Raw genomic sequence first — 16,262 nt, 5'->3', positions numbered from 1 at the left:
CGGCGCCGATCGCTCCTAGGATGACGGGGGAAAAGCCATCACCCCTAGGAGGAAACCGTGCCAGCACCGCTGCCACACGAACACCTGCCGTCCGCCCCGGCGCTCGTCGTGCAGAGCGACGACATCACCGACGGCGACCGGCTGAACGACCTCCACGTCTTCAACGACTGGGGCATGACGGGCCAGAACCTGTCCCCCGCCCTGCGCTGGTCCGGCGCCCCCGACGGCACCAGGAGCTACGCCGTCACCTGCTTCGACCCCGACGCCCCCACCGGCAGCGGGTTCTGGCACTGGGTGCTGTTCGACATCCCCGCCTCGGTGACCGAGCTGCCCACCGGCGCCGGCACCGGCCCCGAGTTCAAGGGCCTGCCGCAGGGCGCCGTCCACGCCCGCAACGACTACAACACCAAGGAGTACGGCGGCGCCGCGCCCCCGCCCGGCGACCCGCACCGCTACGTCTTCACCGTGCACGCGCTGTCGGTCGACAGCCTCGGCGTCGACAGCGACACCTCCCCCGCCGCGGTCGGCTTCAACATCACCGCCAACACGCTGGCGCGCGGCCACATCATCGCCCATTACGGCGTCTGACCGGCTCTGATCGGTTCGCGGCCATTTGATAAGTTCGCGAACCATGAGAGACCTCGGGGTGGACATCCGGTTCGGCGGCCCGGGCGACGTGGAGCCCGTCCTGGACTTCTGGCTCCACGCCGCCGAAGGCACCGACCGCCGCGACTCCCCCGACAAGGTCACCGCCCTGCTCGCACGCGACCCGGAGGCGCTGCTGATCGCCGAGCTCGACGGCGCGCTCGCGGGCACCCTCATCGCCGGCTGGGACGGCTGGCGGGCACACCTGTACCGCCTCGCCGTCCACCCGGCCCACCGCCGCAAGGGCATCGCCACCGCGCTGCTCGCCGCCGCCGAACGCCGCTTCACCGCCTTCGGCGCCTTCCGGGCCGACGCCATGGTGCTGCACGACAACACCCTCGCCCACCCGGCCTGGTCCGCCGCCGGCTACACGCCCCAGCCGGAGTGGTCCCGCTGGGTCAAGCCCCTGCCCTGACCGCCCCAAAGGGTCTCCGGCCCCCTGCACCCCCAGCGTTACGCACTTGCCGCAACCACCAGAACGCCGGCCGAATCGCGACTTCCAAGGGATGCCCCGCCACGAGCGCCGCGCTCCCCAGGCCCGCAACGTGACCACCTCGTCCCACCCCCACGGAAACCGAGGACGAGAGCGCCACCCGCCCATCAACCGGGGCTGCTCGGAATGGATGCCCTGTTCGGCGCTGGTCCGGAGGATGTGCTCCAGCGCGTTGAAGTTCATCTGCAGCGTCCCCAGGTCCCCCGGATACGCCCCTTCGTCCAGGCTCGGCGCCTGCTGGGCGAGCCAGGCGGGATTGAACACCGCGGGCATGATCCAGCCCAGCGCGAGCTCGGAGAACTCGGCCGCCGGCACCCCCGCCGAGCCGACCAGCGCGGCGCTCGATCCCGTGGACCCGTCGAAGTGCGAAGCGATCGCACCGGCCACCTGACCGCAGGCGTCACCCGGCGGCCCCCAGCACGAGGGACGCGACGGCGAACGCGAGGAAGGCCCCCGGGAAGCCGATGTTCCCGAACACCCGTTGCCGGACATGGAGGGCCACCGCCCCCACGAAGAACAGCACGAGCCCCAGAGCGGCGGCGCCCCCCACGAACGGCACCCCCACCAGTCCGAGGAGCAGTCCCACGGCCCCGGCCGCCTTGAGCAGGCCCAGCAGCGGTATCCAGGACGGCGAGATGCCGACAGCCGCGGCGTTGGCCAGGACGGTCTCGGCGCGGGCGAAGTCGGCGACGGCGGCCCAGAGGTTGATCACGATCGTGACCACCGTGACGACCACATAGGCGACGTACATTGCCTTTCCCCCTTTCCTCCCGCATCCCAGCCTTGTCCCGCGCCCCCACCGGCGTCCAATACCTGCGTCTATAACCTGGGGGCATGGATGTGGACACGAGGTTGCTGCGCTACTTCGTCGCCGTGGCGGAGGAAGGCAGCCTCACCCGGGCCTCAGCTCGCCTGTACGTGTCGCAGCCGGCGCTGACCAAGCAGATCAAGCAGCTCGAAGCGCTGCTCGGCGCCGAGCTGTTCCGTCGTTCCCGGGCCGGGATGTCCCTGACCGAGGCGGGCCGGGCGCTGGCGGAGCGGACGCCCGCCCTGCTGGCCGACTGGGACGCGGCGCTGCGGCGCACCAGGCAGGCGGCCGGCCGGGCGGCCCGCGTGCTGCGGGTGGGCTTCCTGGCCAGCGCCGCCAACGAGGCCACCCAGCGCATCGTGGCGGAGTTCGCCCGTGCCAGGCCGGGCTGGCGGGCCGACCTGCGCCAGGCCTCCTGGTCGAACCCGACGGCCGGGCTCGCCACGGGGGACGTCGACGTCGCCCTGCTGCGCCTGCCGTTCCCCGGCCAGGACGCGCTGCGCGTGGAGGCGCTCTTCTCCGAGCCCCGCTGGGTGGCGCTGCCCTCGGCCCATCCGCTGGCCGCGCGCGACGTGATCGCCTTCGAGGAGCTGTGGGACGAGCCGTTCGTGGCGGCTCCGGTGGAGACGGGCCCGTGGCGGGACTACTGGCTGGCGGCGGACGAGCGCGACGGCCACCCGGTGCGCGTCGGCGCCGTCACGGACCAGCCCGACGACTGGCTCAGCGCCATCGCCAACGGCTACGGCGTCGCCCTGGCCCCGGAGTCCGCCGCCCGCTTCTACGCCCGCCCAGGCGTCACGTACCGCCCCGTCAGCGGCGTCAGCCCCACCCGCGTGGGCGTCGCCTGGACCCCGGCCGACGACGCCAACCCCGTCGTCCAGGACTTCGTCCGCTGCTGCCTGGCCGTCAGGCGGAACGACTGACCGGCGGGCGGCAGGCGTCGGCGATGGCCTGGGGGTCCCAGTAGAAGGGCCGACATTCGAGCATGCGCCCGTCCCGTACGGTGATCAGCTGCATGATCAGGGCGTCGACGTCCCGCCCGGTGGCGCGGGCGCGGAAGCGGACCCGGTTGCGGACGACCACCGTGCTGTCGTCGCCCCAATGCTCCTGCTCCAGGAATTCCATCGACTCCCACACCGCGCTGAAGGCGGCGAGAAAGCGTTCCATCCCGTCATGCCCGCGCCAGGCGCCCGTTCCGGTGAAAGGCAGTCCCGGTGCCTGGTGCAGCACCACTTCAGGGTCGAGGTGTACGGCGACGTCGTCGTACGACGCCTTGCCGAATCCGCCGGCGGCGACGTACGCGGCCTCGGCGGCGTAAAACTTCTCCATGACTGCCCAAGCGCTCATTGCCCCAGAGTTCCACCCGGACCGGAACCTGGCTGGCGTGGATCAGACCTGTTTGTCGCGCACAAGAGAAGAAGCCGCCCCTATTTAGGGACGGCTCCGATAAACACATCAGCCCGAGCCGGAAATCCGGACCGGGCTGACGCTATCGCCACGTGGAACGCGATCGGACCTAGAAGTCCATGTCGCCGCCGCCGGGCATGCCAGCGGGAGCGGCCGGGGTCTTCTCGGGCTTCTCGGCGATGACGGCCTCGGTGGTGAGGAAGAGCGCCGCGATGGAGGCGGCGTTCTGCAGCGCCGAGCGCGTCACCTTGGCCGGGTCGAGGATGCCCGACTCGAACATGTTGACGTACTCGCCGGTGGCCGCGTTGAGGCCCTCACCCGGGGTGAGGTTGCGCACGCGCTCGACCACGACGCCGCCCTCGAGGCCGGCGTTGACCGCGATCTGCTTGAGCGGCTCCTCCAGGGCCTTGCGGACGATCGCGGCACCGGTGGCCTCGTCGCCGGTCAGCTCCAGCTTGTCGAAGGCCTTGGCGCCGGCCTGCAGCAGCGCCACGCCACCACCGGGGACGATGCCCTCCTCGACGGCCGCCTTGGCGTTGCGCACGGCGTCCTCGATGCGGTGCTTGCGCTCCTTGAGCTCGACCTCGGTGGCCGCGCCCGCCTTGATGACGGCGACGCCACCGGCGAGCTTGGCCAGGCGCTCCTGGAGCTTCTCGCGGTCGTAGTCGGAGTCCGTGCGCTCGATCTCGGCGCGGATCTCGTTCACGCGGCCGCTGATCGCGTCGGCGTCACCGGCGCCGTCGACGATCGTGGTCTCGTCCTTGGTGACGACGACCTTGCGGGCGCGGCCGAGCAGGTCGAGGGTGGCGTTCTCCAGCTTGAGACCGACCTCCTCGGCGATGACCTGACCACCGGTGAGGATGGCGATGTCGCCGAGCATGGCCTTGCGGCGGTCACCGAAGCCCGGGGCCTTGACGGCCACGGAGCGGAACAGGCCGCGGATCTTGTTGACCACGAGGGTGGCCAGGGCCTCGCCCTCGATGTCCTCGGCGATGATGAGGAGCGGCTTGCCGGACTGCACGACCTTGTCGAGCAGCGGCAGCAGGTCCTTGTTGGCCGAGACCTTCGAGTTGACGATGAGGATGTACGGGTCCTCGAGCACGGCCTCCATGCGGTCGGAGTCCGTCACGAAGTACATCGACGTCATGCCCTTGTCGAAGCGCATGCCCTCGGTGAGCTCGAGCTCGAGGCCGAAGGTGTTGCTCTCCTCGACGGTGATGACGCCTTCCTTGCCGACCTTGTCCATCGCCTCGGCGATGAGCGAGCCGATCTCGGGGTCGGCGGCGGAGATGGAGGCGGTGGAGGCGATCTGCTCCTTGGTCTCCACGTCCTTGGCCAGCTTGGACAGCTCCTCGCTGACCCGCTCGACCGCGGACTCGATGCCCTTCTTCAGAGCCATCGGGTTCGCGCCGGCGGCCACGTTGCGCAGGCCCTCACGGACGAGCGCCTGGGCGAGCACGGTGGCGGTGGTGGTGCCGTCGCCCGCGACGTCGTCCGTCTTCTTGGCGACTTCCTTGACCAGCTCGGCGCCGATCTTCTCCCACGGGTCCTCGAGCTCGATCTCCTTGGCGATGGAGACACCGTCGTTGGTGATCGTGGGGGCGCCCCACTTCTTCTCCAGCACGACGTTGCGGCCCTTGGGCCCCAGGGTCACCTTGACGGCGTCGGCGAGCTGGTTCATACCGCGCTCGAGACCGCGCCGGGCGTCCTCGTCAAACGCGATCATCTTGGCTGCCATAAGGCTAGACCTCCCAGACACAGGGTGGCTGCTGCGATCGAGCCGACGCCCGCGACGGCATGTGGGCCCGCAGCTCCTTCGGCGGACCCCATCGTCTCGATCCCAGGGTTGGCACTCTGCGACAGAGAGTGCCAACGAATTGTTTAGCACTCTACCCGGTCGAGTGCAAGCCGACAGCACCCCACCCCAGGTCACGTCGGTACGGCGGGCCCGTGAGCCCGCCGTACGTGAGGGGACGAGAGGTGGCGGTTCGCACGTACTGCGCTGACGTGCGAGCCGCCGGTGCTCACCACGTCAGACCGAGCGGACGGACTCCGCCTGCGGTCCCTTCTGGCCCTGCGTGATCTCGAACTCGACCCGTTGGCCCTGCTCGAGAGACCGATACCCGTCCATCAAGATTGCCGAGTAATGGACGAATACATCCTTACCACCGTCTACCGCGATGAAGCCGTAGCCCTTGTCCGCGTTGAACCACTTGACGGTGCCCTGCGCCACTTCCGACTCCTCTTACTGGGCTCATAGATCCCGCCCATTCCTCCGCGAGACCTACAATCGCCTGACTAATGGATATCAGCCGTACGATCGCACTCGACCATACCTGTGGGAAGGCGTTTGGCAACAGAGTCAATCGGCAAATCGGGTATTTCACCTCACGCTAACTGGTTCAACCTTGTATTTCACAAAAGAGAAGGCGCCCGCATGGGGCGCCTTCTAGAGGGTCGTTCTGGAGATCGGGGGGTTCTCAGCCGCCCGCGACCGCCGGGATGATGGAGATCTGAGTGCCCTCAGGGGCGGGAGTGTCGAGCCCCTCGGCGAAACGGACATCCTCTTCGCCAACGTAAACGTTGACAAAACGACGAATCTTGCCCGATTCATCAAGAATGCGCGCGCCGATGCCCGGGTAGTCGGAGTCGAGCTTGGCAAGCACGTCACGCAGCGTTGCGCCCTCTCCACTCACCTCCGCGTTACCGCCGGTGTAGGTGCGCAGGATGGTGGGAATCCGCACAGAAACGCTCATGGTAAATCTCGCCTTTCCTGGTTGTCAGACAGTCGCGCGGAACGCGTCGAGAGAGGGCCGGATCACGGCCGTGGGGGTGACGTCGGTGACCGCGTCGAGCGTCTTGAGCCCGTCACCGGTGTTGAGCACCACGGTTTCGGCCTCGGGGTCGAGCTGGCCCGTCTCGACGAGCTTCTTCAGCACGCCGACGGTCACACCGCCGGCCGTCTCGGCGAAGATGCCCTCGGTCGAGGCCAGCAGCTTGATCGCGGCGACGATCTCGGCGTCCGTGACGTCCTCCACCGCCCCGCCGGTGCGGCGCGCGATGTCGAGCACGTAGGGGCCGTCGGCGGGGTTGCCGATGGCCAGCGACTTGGCGATGGTGTCGGGCTTGACCGGCTGGACGACGTCGTGGCCGGCCTTGTAGGCGGCCGAGACCGGCGAGCAGCCGAGCGCCTGCGCCCCGAACACCTTGTACGGGCTGTCCTCGACCAGGCCGAGCTGGATGAGCTCCTTGAAACCCTTGTCGATCTTGGTGAGCTGGGAGCCGGAGGCGATCGGGATGACGATCTGCTCGGGCAGCTTCCAGCCGAGCTGCTCGGCGATCTCGTACGCGAGCGTCTTGGAGCCCTCGGCGTAGTAGGGCCGCAGGTTGACGTTGACGAATCCCCACTTGTCGCCCAGCGGGTCGCCGATGAGCTCCGAGCAGAACCGGTTGACCTCGTCGTAGGTGCCGTCGATGCCGATCAGCTTGCCGCCGAACACCCGGGCCATGGCGATCTTCGCCTGCTCCAGGTCGGCGGGGATGAACACGCAGGCCTCCAGGCCGGCCCTGGCGGCGGCGGCCGTCACCGCGCCGGCCAGGTTGCCGGTGGAGGAGCACGACAGCGTGTGGAAGCCGAAGTTGCGGGCCGCCTCGACGGCGATGGCCACCACCCGGTCCTTGAAGGAGTGGGTGGGGTTGCCCGAGTCGTCCTTGACGTACAGGGACTTGATGCCCAGCGCCCGGCCCAGGTTGCCCGCCTTGACGAGCTTGGTCCAGCCGGGGTTCATGTTGGGCTTGGACGCGACGTCGACCGGCACCGGCAGCAGCGAGCGGTAGCGCCAGATGTTGGCCGGGCCCGACTCGATGTCGGCGCGGGTCACGTTCCCGAAGGAGTAGGCCGCCTCGAGCGGCCCGAAACACTCCAGACAGGCGAAGCTGGGGCCCAGCGGGTAGCGGGTGCCGCACTCGCGGCAGGAGAGAGCGACGGCGGGACCGAAGTCGAGCGACATGAAGCGAGGCCTTCCCTCATCTTCGTCCGCGGCCACCCTGACCACGGACCGGAATTGGCACCCTGTCCCGGTCGGCCTCGCAGGTCGCGAGTCACAAGCCGGGAGGGTTGCCGGGGCTTCGCAGGGCCGGTCCCTCCACCCCTCTGGATGAGCAATATTCAGTTGGAGTTGCTGACTCGGACTCTACCCAATCCGAGCCGCGAACTGACCAGTCGTCTCACTTCGCGAGACAACCGGTCTCACCGATAGTCTTCGCCGAGCGCCGCCTGCACGTATTTGCGGGCCTGGTGGATGCGCGACTTGGCCGTGCCGAGCGGGATGTTGAGCTGCTCGGCCACCTCGCTGTAGTCGAGCTGGACGATGTCGCGCAGCACCAGGGCCTGCGCCAGGTCGGGCTTGTCGGCCTCCAGCGCCTCCATCGCGTCGAGCAGGTCGAGCCGCGACCCGGCGATCACGCTGACCCGCCGCACGTCGGGCTTCTGCATAGGCAGCTCGTCGGAGCTCTGCTCCGCCGCCCTGCGCTTCAGCGACCGGTACGTGGTCCGCGCGCAGTTGGCGGTCACGATGTGCAGCCACGTGCTGAACCTGGCGCGCCCCTCGAACCGCCCGATGTTGCGGGCGACGGCCAGCAGGGTGTCCTGAGCCGCCTCCTCCGCGTCCTGGTGGTAGGGCAGGATGCGGGCGCAGTGCCGCAGCACGTCCGGCTCGATCCGGCGCAGGAGCTCGCCGAGTGCGCGATGATCTCCTACGGCGGCCGAGCGGGCGAGTTCTTCGGTTGCCTCATCTAGCGCCATAGCTGGGATCCTAAGGTCGGGAGACACCTCCGTGACATCTCCTCGTCGTAACTCCTGGGAGCGTCGATGAACAGCGTCCTGCTCGCCTCCAACAGAGGCCCGGTCTCGTTCACCGTCTCCGACGACGGCGAGCTGACAATGAGACGCGGCGGCGGCGGTCTGGTGTCGGGGTTGTCCGGAGTCGCCCGGGACGCGGGCGTGCTGTGGGTATGCGCGGCGCTGTCCGACGGCGACCGCAGCGCGGTGCGGCAGGCCCCCGGCGGCCGGCTCGACCAGGCGGGCTACGACACCGGGGCGCTGCGGATGCTCGACATCGCGCCGGCCACCTTCCACCGCGCCTACAACTCGATCGCCAACTCGACGCTCTGGTTCGTCAACCACCTGCTCTACGACATCCCCAACGCGCCGGTGTTCGGCACCAGGTTCCAGCGCGACTGGGAGTCCTACCGCGACTACAACGGCGCGTTCGCGCTGGCGCTGGCCGAGGAGGCGGGCCACGGGGCGCGGGTGATGGTGCAGGACTACCACCTGACGCTGACCCCGGCGATGCTCCGGGCCGAGCGGCCCGACCTGCGCATCGCGCACTTCAGCCACACGCCGTGGGCGCCGCCCGAATACTTCGCGCTGCTGCCCGACGAGGTGGCCCGCGAAGTCCTGGAGGGCATCCTGGGCGCCGATCACGCCGGGTTCCTCACCGGGCGGTGGGCGGAGGCGTTCATGGACTGCTGCGCGGTCCTGCTCGGCGCCGAGGTCGACGGCGCGGCCCGTACGGTCACGCACGAGGGGCGCGTCACCCGGATCGGCGTCCACGGGCTGGGCGTCGACGGCAAGGCGCTGTGGGCGCGGGCCGGGGAGCCCGACGTCGAGTCGCACATGGCCGCGCTGCGCGAGCAGGTCGGCGACCGCAGGCTGATCGTCCGCATCGACCGCACGGAGCTGTCGAAGAACATCGTGCGCGGTCTGCTCGCCTACCGCGAGTTCCTGGACGCGCATCCGGAGTGGCACGGCCGGGTGGTGCACCTGGCGTTCGCCTACCCGAGCCGCCACGACCTGCCCGAATACCGCGAGTACACCGCCTCGGTGCAGCGCTGCGCGCAGGAGATCGAGGACGCCTACGCCACCGAGGACTGGGACCCGCTGATCCTCAACGTCAACGACGACTACCCGCGCTCGCTGGCCGCCTACAGGATGGCCGACGTGCTGCTGGTCAATCCGATCCGCGACGGCATGAACCTGGTGGCCAAGGAGGGCCCGGTGCTGTCGCCGCGCTGCGCGCTGGTGCTGTCGCGGGAGGCGGGCGCGGCGGCCGAGCTGGGCGCCGACGCGCTGCTGGTCAACCCCTACGACGTCAGCGGCACGGCCGGCGCGCTGCACCGGGCGCTGGTGATGCCCGAGGAGGAGCGGACGCGCCGCCGGGCCCGGCTGGAGGCGGCGGCCACGGCCCTGCCGCCGCAGCGCTGGCTGGCCGCCCAGCTCGACGCGCTGGGCTGACGGGTCACCGCCAGTCGGCGTTGCGCAGCGTGTCGGTCAGGCCCGGCGTCTTCCACTCGTCGACGACCAGCACCTTCGTGGCCGGCAGATACCACTCGCGGGTGGTGAACCTGGTCCTGGTGCTCTTGCCCGAGTGGGTCCGGCAGCGGGTGGTGAACTCGTGGTAGTGGGCCTTGTGGCCGGGCCCGACCTGGCGCAGGCCCTTGACGTGCCTGCCGATGCGCTCGCCGCGCAGCAGCCGCCCGTCGGCCGGGCAGCGCTGCACGTCGGAGGCCGGGTAGTAGCCGCCCCGCTGGGCGTTGTAGGGCCCGAAGCCCTCGGCGCCGGTCTTGATGGCCTTCGGACCGAAGATCCAGAAGCCCTTGCAGTCGGGGGTGAAGAAGCCGCCGCCGGGATGGGCGCACTTCCCGGTCACGACGTGCACGTAGTCGGTGCCGCCGCCGTACACCTTCCACTTGATCGGCACGTAGAGGGTCAGGCCGCCGCGCAGCTTCAGCTGCTGGGCGGGCGCCGCGTTCGCGGCGGCGGCGGGGACCAGGAGGAGGGCGGAGGCGGCGACGGCGGTTACGGCCAGTGAGCGCTTGAGCATGATCCCGACGGTAGCCGAGCCGACTTGCAAGCCACTCATGAACGGCTGAAAGCCGACGTCAACTCCTTGAGCAGGGCGACCACGCCGTCAGGCCCGTCCACGACGATGTCGGCCCGTTCGGCCAGCGCCGTCACCTCGGCCGAGCCGCTGCAGACGGTCACGCCGGGCACGCCGGCTCCCCTGACCGCCTCGAACGCGGCCAGGTCGCCGAGGTCGTCGCCCGCGAACAGCACCGACCGCGCCTCCCGCTCGGCCAGGAACAGGCTGAGCGCCTGGCCCTTGTCCATGCCGGGCGGGCGCAGCTCCAGCACCAGCCTGCCCGGCTCGACGACCAGCCCGTGCTTCTCGGCCAGCTTGGCCATCGGCTCGCGCAGCTTGGCCAGCGTCCCTTCGGGGTCGGGGGCGCGGCGGGTGTGCACGGCGACGGCGCGGCCCTTGTCCTCGACGGCGACGCCCGCCGTCAGGCCGAGCGCGTCGAGCACGAACGGCAGCTCGGCCTCGGCCCTCGGCACCCCGGGCGGGGGCGGCGGCCCGGTGATCTCGCCCTGCTCCCAGCGCTCGAACCCGTAGTGGCCGAGCACCACCAGGCCGGGCACGTCGGCCAGCCCGGGGCCGAGCCGCAGGGCGGTGGCCACCGGCCGGCCGGTCACGATGGTGATCGCCTTGACGTGGCGGCCCAGCTCGGCGAGAACGGCGGCGGCCTCGGGGTGGATCCGGGCGGCCGCGGGGTCGGGCACGATCGGCGAGAGGGTGCCGTCGAAGTCGAGCCCGATCACGGCGCCCGCCGGATCCTTCAGTATCGCTTCCATTCCAGGGATGTTCTCCACGCGCCTGCCGTACCCAACAGGTCAGGGGCGCATGCCAAGCCGTCTGGCCGCGCGCTCGCGCTGTCGCGTGGCACGCAGCCTGCGCAGGCGTTTGACCAGCATCGGGTCCTGCTCCAGCGCCTCCGGCCGGTCGATGAGCTCGCCGAGCAACTGGTAGTAGCGGGTGGCGGAGAACCCGAAGGTCTCCTTGATGGCCTGCTCCTTGGCGCCCGCGTAGCGCCACCAGTGGCGTTCGAAGGCGAGGAGCTCGAGTTCGCGGTCGGTGAGGGGCTGTCGAACGGGTTCCTGGGCAGCACTGTCACCGCTGACCGGTGCAGTGTCCATGGTCTCCTCCTCGGGATGAGCGCGTGACGATCACGTCGCGCGCACGCGGCCCGTGGCCATCGTAATGTGCCGAGTGCGGCTGTTCACGGCGGATTGGGAGACGTACAGTCACCAAGTGTGACCTCAGTCATCACACTTCTCACCGACTACGGCCTCGAAGACGGCTATGTCGCGGCGTGTCATGGCGTGATCGCGGGCATCGCCCCGGAGGTCCGGGTGATCGACGTGTGTCACCTGGTCCCTTCCGGCGATGTACGGCGGGGCGCGGCGATTCTCGCCCAGACGATCCCGTACCTGCCCCAGGGTGTGCACATCGGCGCGGTGGATCCGGGCGGCGGCGGGGTGCGGCGGCCGGTGGCGATCGAGGCGGGCGGCCGGGTGTTCATCGGGCCGGACAACGGGCTGCTGTCGTGGGCGGTGGCCGCGAACGGCGGCGCGTCGGCGGCGTACGAGATCAGCAACGACGAGCACTTCCTGCACCCGGTGTCGCCCACCTTTCACGGGCGTGACGTGTTCGCGCCGGTGGCGGCGCGGCTGTGCGGCGGGCTGCGGCCGGCCGACCTGGGGCCGGAGGTGCCGCTCGACCGGCTGATCTCGCTGCCGGAGCCGACCTCGGTGGTGCGCGGCGGCGCGGTGGAGGGCGAGGTGGTCTCGGTCGACCGCTACGGCAACGCGCAGCTCTCGATCCCGGCGGGCGACCTGGAGGCGCTGGGGCTGCGGGTCGGCGGCACGGTGGGGGTGTGGCTGGGACGGCGCCGGCTGTCGATGCCGTACCGGGAGACGTACGCGGCGGTGCCGCCCGGGGAGCTGGTGGCGTTCGCGGACTCGGCGGGGCTGATCGCGTTCGCGGTGAACTCGGGCGACGCGGCCCAGCGGCTGGGACTGCCTCCGGGAGCGCATGTCCGGCTCGCCCCCGTCAGCTAGTACGAAAGCCGCAGAACGGAATTACTCCGCGTATCGGACCGTTTACCGAACCATCACATCGAATCGTCGGCCGCGTGTCAGAATGCAGGGCAGTTCGGCGCCTCCTCCCTCCGAGGTCGACGTGTACTACCTGTCCGTTGCCCTGCTCGCCCTGCTGACCGCGGCCTGGCCCACTGCCGGACCGCCCGTTCCCGACCGCTGGCGCTCCTGGCCGGTGACGCGCGTCTTCCCCCCGGCCGTGGCCGGCACCAGCCCCTCGGGCGCCCGGGTCACCTACGTCCTGACCGGCGTCGCGCCCGAGGCGCCCTGCCCCGCCGCCTTCCAGCCGGGCGCCGTCCTCGCCCTGCCCGCCTGCGTCACAGCGCTGCGCGCCACCTACGCCGACAGCACGTCCACGTTCGTCGCCACGGTCGGCATCGCGGTGCTGGCGCGGCAGCGCGACCCGATCGCGACCGCCGCCTCCGCCGTCCTGGGCCAGCGGCCGCCCACCGTCCGGCCCGTCGCCTTCCCCGGCGGCCCCGCCGAACGGTTCGGCGAACGCCAGTACTTCACCGGCACGCTGATCTCCACCCACGAGCGCTACCTGGTGGCCACGGCCGCCGGGCACGCCGACGGCAGGCCCTACCGCCCCGGCGACCCGGCCACCGCCCGCTTACGCGGCATCGCCCTCCAGCTCGCCACCACGCTGCACCGGAGCCTCACCCGGTGATCCGATCCCTGCTGCTGCCGCTCATGCCGCTGCTGCTCCTGATCGGGGTCGCCGCGTTACCCGCGGGCGGCGCGGCGCTCAGCCCAGCCGACGAGCTGGCCGTCGCGGCGCGGGCCCGGCAGTGGCAGCTCGACGCGCTGCGGCTGCCGGAGGCGTGGCGCTCCAGCAGGGGCGAGGGCGTGCTCGTCGCCGTCCTCGACACCGGTGTACGCGCCCACCCCGACCTGGCGGGCGCGGTGCGGCAGGGCCCCGACCTGACCGGCGTCGGCAGGCGGGCGGGCCTGTGGGGGCACCACGGCACGGCGATGGCCAGCCTGATCGCCGGGCGCGGCCACGGCGACGGCCGCAGCCAGGGTGTGCTGGGCGTGGCCCCGGCGGCCCGGGTGCTGTCGGTCCGCGTCACGCTGGAGAGCTCCGACCCGATGCGCGAGAAGCAGCGCGGCGGCGGCAGGGACGCGCTCGCCCGGGGCATCCGCTACGCCGTCGACCAGGGCGCCGACGTCATCAGCATGTCGCTGGGCGGCGGCAGCGGCGCCTGGGAGGGCTCGGCCGCCGAGGAGGAGGCCGTGCAGTACGCCGTCTCCAAGGGGGCGGTGCTGGTCGCCTCGGCCGGCAACGACGGCGAGGGCGCCAACAGGAAGAACTTCCCCGCCGCCTACCCCGGCGTGATCGCCGTCGGCGCGGTCGACCGCAGGCTCCGCCCCGCGCCCTTCTCCAACCGCCGCGACTACCTGTCGGTCGTCGCCCCCGGCACCGGCATCGTCACCGCCGGCCCGTCCGGCTCGTACGTGGTGGGCGACGGCACCAGCTCGGCGGCGGCCCTGGTGGCGGGCATCGCGGCGCTGATCAGGGCGGCCCACCCGGAGCTGTCGCCCTTCCAGGTGCGCCGGGCGATCGAGGCGGGCACCCGCAGGCGGCCCGACGGCGGCTACGACCGCACCTACGGCCACGGCGTGGTCAACGCGGCGCTGGCCCTGCGCCAGGCGGCCCGGCTGGCCGGCCCGGCGCCGCCGCCGCCGATCCCCGGCGCCCACTTCGGCGCGGGCCTGCCGCCGCCCGAGCGGCCCTGGTCGCGCACGCCGGTGGTGGCGGGCCTGCTCGTGCTCGCCTGCGTCCTGGCCACCCGCGTCGTCGTGCGCCACCGCAGACGCGCGAGGCCCTCCGCGGACCGGTCCGCGGAGGGCCTCTGAAGGCGGAGTGCGCCTAGCTCACGTGCACCACGTCGTGCGTCTCGGCGAAGTGGCACGCGCTCTCGTGCGTGGTCCCCGGCCGGATCTGCAGCAGCGGCTCCTCGGTCGCGCAGATCTCCTGCGCCTTCCAGCACCGGGTGCGGAACCGGCAGCCGGACGGCGGGTTGGCCGGCGACGGCGGGTCACCCTGGAGGATGATCCGCTCGCGCTGCTCCCGCCCCTCGGGGTCGGGCACCGGCACGGCCGACAGCAGCGCCTGCGCGTAGGGATGCGCGGGCTTGTCGTAGATGTCGACGTCCTTGCCGATCTCCACGACCTTGCCCAGGTACATCACCGCGACCCGGTCGGAGATGTGGCGCACCACCGACAGGTCGTGCGCGATGAAGATGTAGGCCAGGTTGAACTCGTTCTGCAGCCGCTCCAGCAGGTTGATCACCTGCGCCTGGATCGACACGTCCAGCGCCGAGACCGGCTCGTCACAGACGATGATCTCGGGCTGGAGCGCCAGCCCGCGGGCGATGCCGATGCGCTGCCGCTGACCGCCCGAGAACTGGTGCGGGTAGCGGTTGATGTGGTCGGGGTTGAGGCCCACGACCTCCAGCAGCTCCTGCACCCTGCGGGCCCGGTCGCCCTTGGGCGCGACCTCTGTGTGGATGTCGTACGGCTCGCCGATGATGTCGCCGACCGTCATCCGGGGGTTCAGCGAGGTGTACGGGTCCTGCATCACCATCTGGATGTTGCGCCGCATCCGCTTGAGCTCGGCGCCCCTGGCCTTGGCGATGTCCCGGCCGTTGATCTTCACCGAGCCGGACGTCGGCCGCTCCAGCGCCATCAGCACCTTGGCCAGCGTGGACTTGCCGCACCCGGACTCGCCCACGATGCCCAGCGTCTCGCCCCTGTCGAGATCGAACGAGACCCCGTCGACGGCCTTGATCGCGCCGATCTGCTTCTTGAACATGATCCCCTGGGTCAGGGGAAAATGCTTCACCAGATCGCGGACCTCGAGGATGCGCTCACCTTTGGTCGCCATCGAGGACCTCCCTCCAGTAGTGGCAGGCGCTGTTGCGCGTACCGCTGATCTCGTGCAGCGGGGGGACGTCGGTCACGCAGTTGTCCTGGCGGTACGGGCACCGCGGGTGGAAGGCGCAGCCGGTCGGCATGTCGAGCAGGTTGGGCGGCAGGCCCTTGATCGCGTAGAGCTCCTGGCCCTTGAGGTCGACCCGGGGGATCGACTCCAGCAGCCCCTTGGTGTAGGGGTGGGCCGGGGACTTGTAGATCTCGTGCACGGTGGCGTTCTCGACGATGCGCCCGCCGTACATGACCGCGATCTTGTCGGCGACGTCGGCGACGACGCCGAGGTCGTGCGTGATCAGGATCATGCCCATGTTGCTCTCGCGCTGCAGCTCGGCGAGCAGCTCCATGATCTGGGCCTGGACCGTCACGTCGAGCGCGGTCGTCGGCTCGTCGGCGATCAGCACCTCGGGGTCCAGCGCGATCGACATGGCGATCATGATGCGCTGCCGCATGCCCCCGGAGAACTGGTGCGGGTAGTCGTGGACGCGCTGCTTGGCGGCGGGGATGCGGACCTTGTCCATGAGCTCGACGGCCTTCTTCATGCCGTCGCGCTTGGACATGCCGCGGTGCACCCGGAACATCTCGCTGATCTGCCAGCCCACGGTGAACACCGGGTTGAGCGCGGAGAGCGCGTCCTGGAAGATCATCGCGATGCGCTGGCCTCGCACCTGGGTGCGCGCCTCCTCCGACAGCCTCAGCAGGTCGGTGCCGTGGAAACGGATCTCCCCCTTGGGAATCCGGGCCGGCGGCATGTCGAGGATGCCCATGATCGCCTGGGCGGTCACGGACTTGCCCGAACCCGACTCGCCCAGCACGGCGACCGTCTCACCGGGGTTGAGCGAGTAGCTCACCCCGTTGACGGCCCGCACGAGGCCCGCGCGCGTGGCGAACTCCACGTGCAGGTTGTCGACCGCGAGCAGCGGCTCGTTGCTGCGCCCTCCCTCGGCGAGCAACGTGTCCAGCGATGTCTTTCTCAC

19 protein-coding genes, 1 pseudogene and 1 riboswitch are annotated in these 16,262 nt (G+C 70.8%); of the genes and pseudogenes, 7 read left to right on the top strand and 13 right to left on the bottom strand.

The window, feature by feature from the left end; translation table 11 throughout:
* Positions 1-57 precede the first annotated feature (57 nt).
* Both ACWDXC_RS35780 and ACWDXC_RS35775 read left to right on the top strand, forming a co-directional pair.
* Positions 58-588 (top strand): YbhB/YbcL family Raf kinase inhibitor-like protein, encoded by a 531-nt coding sequence (locus ACWDXC_RS35780; RefSeq protein WP_219506258.1) that lies wholly within the window; start codon positions 58-60, stop codon positions 586-588.
* A 43-nt stretch (positions 589-631) separates the two neighbouring features.
* A complete protein-coding gene (locus ACWDXC_RS35775; protein WP_449989691.1) occupies positions 632-1,060 on the top strand; it encodes a GNAT family N-acetyltransferase in 429 nt (142 codons plus the stop codon).
* Between the two features lie 237 nt (positions 1,061-1,297).
* On the opposite strand, the pseudogene ACWDXC_RS35770 reads toward ACWDXC_RS35775, so the two are convergent.
* Positions 1,298-1,453: pseudogene (locus ACWDXC_RS35770) on the bottom strand (imine reductase family protein); the annotation flags it as partial.
* Between the two features lie 85 nt (positions 1,454-1,538).
* Positions 1,539-1,889, bottom strand: coding sequence for a DoxX family protein (locus ACWDXC_RS35765; protein WP_449989688.1), 351 nt, complete (start codon positions 1,887-1,889; stop codon positions 1,539-1,541).
* Between the two features lie 83 nt (positions 1,890-1,972).
* Here ACWDXC_RS35765 and ACWDXC_RS35760 point away from each other — a divergent pair, with 83 nt between their 5' ends.
* On the top strand, positions 1,973-2,869 hold the full coding sequence (locus ACWDXC_RS35760) for a LysR family transcriptional regulator (RefSeq protein ID WP_449989686.1): 897 nt from the start codon (positions 1,973-1,975) through the stop codon (positions 2,867-2,869).
* Here ACWDXC_RS35760 and ACWDXC_RS35755 read toward each other — a convergent pair.
* From ACWDXC_RS35755 to ACWDXC_RS35730, 6 genes are all read right to left on the bottom strand, one after another.
* Positions 2,853-3,275, bottom strand: a complete 423-nt coding sequence (locus ACWDXC_RS35755) for a nuclear transport factor 2 family protein (protein WP_449989683.1) — start codon at positions 3,273-3,275, stop codon at positions 2,853-2,855. The two genes, ACWDXC_RS35760 and ACWDXC_RS35755, sit on opposite strands and share 17 nt — an antisense overlap.
* A 187-nt stretch (positions 3,276-3,462) precedes the next feature.
* Entirely contained in the window at positions 3,463-5,091 is a 1,629-nt protein-coding gene (groL, locus tag ACWDXC_RS35750; protein WP_364180550.1) for a chaperonin GroEL, read from the bottom strand.
* Between the two features lie 294 nt (positions 5,092-5,385).
* Positions 5,386-5,586 carry a cold-shock protein gene (locus ACWDXC_RS35745; protein ID WP_090947280.1) on the bottom strand — a complete coding sequence of 67 codons (201 nt, stop codon included), beginning with the start codon at positions 5,584-5,586 and terminating at the stop codon, positions 5,386-5,388.
* 247 nt (positions 5,587-5,833) lie between these two features.
* A complete protein-coding gene (locus tag ACWDXC_RS35740; RefSeq protein WP_043633550.1) occupies positions 5,834-6,109 on the bottom strand; it encodes a MoaD/ThiS family protein in 276 nt (91 codons plus the stop codon).
* Positions 6,110-6,133: 24 nt separating this feature from the next.
* The gene (thrC, locus tag ACWDXC_RS35735) at positions 6,134-7,363 is read right to left on the bottom strand and encodes a threonine synthase (RefSeq protein WP_219506243.1); all 1,230 of its coding nucleotides are present in this window, start codon (positions 7,361-7,363) and stop codon (positions 6,134-6,136) included.
* A 13-nt stretch (positions 7,364-7,376) separates the two neighbouring features.
* A riboswitch (SAM riboswitch) is annotated at positions 7,377-7,517 on the bottom strand.
* Between the two features lie 85 nt (positions 7,518-7,602).
* Positions 7,603-8,157 (bottom strand): RNA polymerase sigma factor, encoded by a 555-nt coding sequence (locus ACWDXC_RS35730; protein WP_219506241.1) that lies wholly within the window; start codon positions 8,155-8,157, stop codon positions 7,603-7,605.
* Positions 8,158-8,223: 66 nt separating this feature from the next.
* Between ACWDXC_RS35730 and ACWDXC_RS35725 the strand changes: the two genes are divergently transcribed.
* Positions 8,224-9,648 carry an alpha,alpha-trehalose-phosphate synthase (UDP-forming) gene (locus tag ACWDXC_RS35725; protein ID WP_449989677.1) on the top strand — a complete coding sequence of 475 codons (1,425 nt, stop codon included), beginning with the start codon at positions 8,224-8,226 and terminating at the stop codon, positions 9,646-9,648.
* Positions 9,649-9,652: 4 nt separating this feature from the next.
* Here the strand turns inward: ACWDXC_RS35725 and ACWDXC_RS35720 are convergent, their stop codons facing one another.
* From ACWDXC_RS35720 to ACWDXC_RS35710, 3 genes are read right to left on the bottom strand one after another with little or no spacing between them, the layout of a single operon-like run.
* A complete protein-coding gene (locus tag ACWDXC_RS35720) occupies positions 9,653-10,237 on the bottom strand; it encodes a hypothetical protein (protein ID WP_449989674.1) in 585 nt (194 codons plus the stop codon).
* A gap of 35 nt (positions 10,238-10,272) precedes the next feature.
* Entirely contained in the window at positions 10,273-11,046 is a 774-nt protein-coding gene (otsB, locus tag ACWDXC_RS35715; protein WP_219506234.1) for a trehalose-phosphatase, read from the bottom strand.
* Positions 11,047-11,085: 39 nt separating this feature from the next.
* Positions 11,086-11,388 (bottom strand): DUF3263 domain-containing protein, encoded by a 303-nt coding sequence (locus tag ACWDXC_RS35710; RefSeq protein WP_219506231.1) that lies wholly within the window; start codon positions 11,386-11,388, stop codon positions 11,086-11,088.
* A gap of 117 nt (positions 11,389-11,505) precedes the next feature.
* Here ACWDXC_RS35710 and ACWDXC_RS35705 point away from each other — a divergent pair, with 117 nt between their 5' ends.
* The 3 genes from ACWDXC_RS35705 to mycP all read left to right on the top strand — a co-directional run bounded on the left by ACWDXC_RS35705 (position 11,506) and on the right by mycP (position 14,211).
* Complete coding sequence (locus tag ACWDXC_RS35705; protein ID WP_219506228.1) at positions 11,506-12,312, top strand: SAM hydrolase/SAM-dependent halogenase family protein; 807 nt, start codon at positions 11,506-11,508, stop codon at positions 12,310-12,312.
* Between the two features lie 82 nt (positions 12,313-12,394).
* Positions 12,395-13,021: a hypothetical protein gene (locus ACWDXC_RS35700; protein ID WP_449989671.1), complete on the top strand. Its 627-nt coding sequence runs from the start codon at positions 12,395-12,397 to the stop codon at positions 13,019-13,021.
* A complete protein-coding gene (gene mycP, locus ACWDXC_RS35695; protein WP_449989668.1) occupies positions 13,018-14,211 on the top strand; it encodes a type VII secretion-associated serine protease mycosin in 1,194 nt (397 codons plus the stop codon). Before ACWDXC_RS35700 ends, mycP begins: the two co-directional genes overlap by 4 nt.
* A gap of 13 nt (positions 14,212-14,224) precedes the next feature.
* On the opposite strand, the gene ACWDXC_RS35690 is transcribed toward mycP, so the two are convergent.
* Both ACWDXC_RS35690 and ACWDXC_RS35685 read right to left on the bottom strand, forming a co-directional pair.
* A complete protein-coding gene (locus ACWDXC_RS35690; RefSeq protein WP_219506222.1) occupies positions 14,225-15,241 on the bottom strand; it encodes an ABC transporter ATP-binding protein in 1,017 nt (338 codons plus the stop codon).
* On the bottom strand, positions 15,225-16,262 hold the full coding sequence (locus ACWDXC_RS35685; protein WP_449989664.1) for an ABC transporter ATP-binding protein: 1,038 nt from the start codon (positions 16,260-16,262) through the stop codon (positions 15,225-15,227). Before ACWDXC_RS35685 ends, ACWDXC_RS35690 begins: the two co-directional genes overlap by 17 nt.

This window comes from Nonomuraea sp. NPDC003214 (assembly GCF_053590035.1).
The sequence above is the reverse complement of the archived record's forward strand: the minus strand, read 5'-3'. Positions and strand labels throughout refer to the sequence as shown.

Excerpts from the sequence above, each read along its gene's own strand:
- ACWDXC_RS35765 (WP_449989688.1), bottom strand. The coding sequence starts at position 1,889 with ATGTACGTCGCCTATGTGGTCGTCACGGTGGTCACGATCGTGATCAAC.
- groL (WP_364180550.1), bottom strand. The coding sequence starts at position 5,091 with ATGGCAGCCAAGATGATCGCGTTTGACGAGGACGCCCGGCGCGGTCTC.
- ACWDXC_RS35710 (WP_219506231.1), bottom strand. The coding sequence starts at position 11,388 with ATGGACACTGCACCGGTCAGCGGTGACAGTGCTGCCCAGGAACCCGTT.
- ACWDXC_RS35740 (WP_043633550.1), bottom strand. The coding sequence starts at position 6,109 with ATGAGCGTTTCTGTGCGGATTCCCACCATCCTGCGCACCTACACCGGC.
- ACWDXC_RS35755 (WP_449989683.1), bottom strand. The coding sequence starts at position 3,275 with ATGGAGAAGTTTTACGCCGCCGAGGCCGCGTACGTCGCCGCCGGCGGA.
- ACWDXC_RS35760 (WP_449989686.1), top strand. The coding sequence starts at position 1,973 with ATGGATGTGGACACGAGGTTGCTGCGCTACTTCGTCGCCGTGGCGGAG.
- ACWDXC_RS35700 (WP_449989671.1), top strand. The coding sequence starts at position 12,395 with ATGCAGGGCAGTTCGGCGCCTCCTCCCTCCGAGGTCGACGTGTACTAC.
- ACWDXC_RS35725 (WP_449989677.1), top strand. The coding sequence starts at position 8,224 with ATGAACAGCGTCCTGCTCGCCTCCAACAGAGGCCCGGTCTCGTTCACC.
- ACWDXC_RS35730 (WP_219506241.1), bottom strand. The coding sequence starts at position 8,157 with ATGGCGCTAGATGAGGCAACCGAAGAACTCGCCCGCTCGGCCGCCGTA.
- ACWDXC_RS35690 (WP_219506222.1), bottom strand. The coding sequence starts at position 15,241 with ATGGCGACCAAAGGTGAGCGCATCCTCGAGGTCCGCGATCTGGTGAAG.
- ACWDXC_RS35775 (WP_449989691.1), top strand. The coding sequence starts at position 632 with ATGAGAGACCTCGGGGTGGACATCCGGTTCGGCGGCCCGGGCGACGTG.
- ACWDXC_RS35720 (WP_449989674.1), bottom strand. The coding sequence starts at position 10,237 with ATGCTCAAGCGCTCACTGGCCGTAACCGCCGTCGCCGCCTCCGCCCTC.
- otsB (WP_219506234.1), bottom strand. The coding sequence starts at position 11,046 with ATGGAAGCGATACTGAAGGATCCGGCGGGCGCCGTGATCGGGCTCGAC.
- thrC (WP_219506243.1), bottom strand. The coding sequence starts at position 7,363 with ATGTCGCTCGACTTCGGTCCCGCCGTCGCTCTCTCCTGCCGCGAGTGC.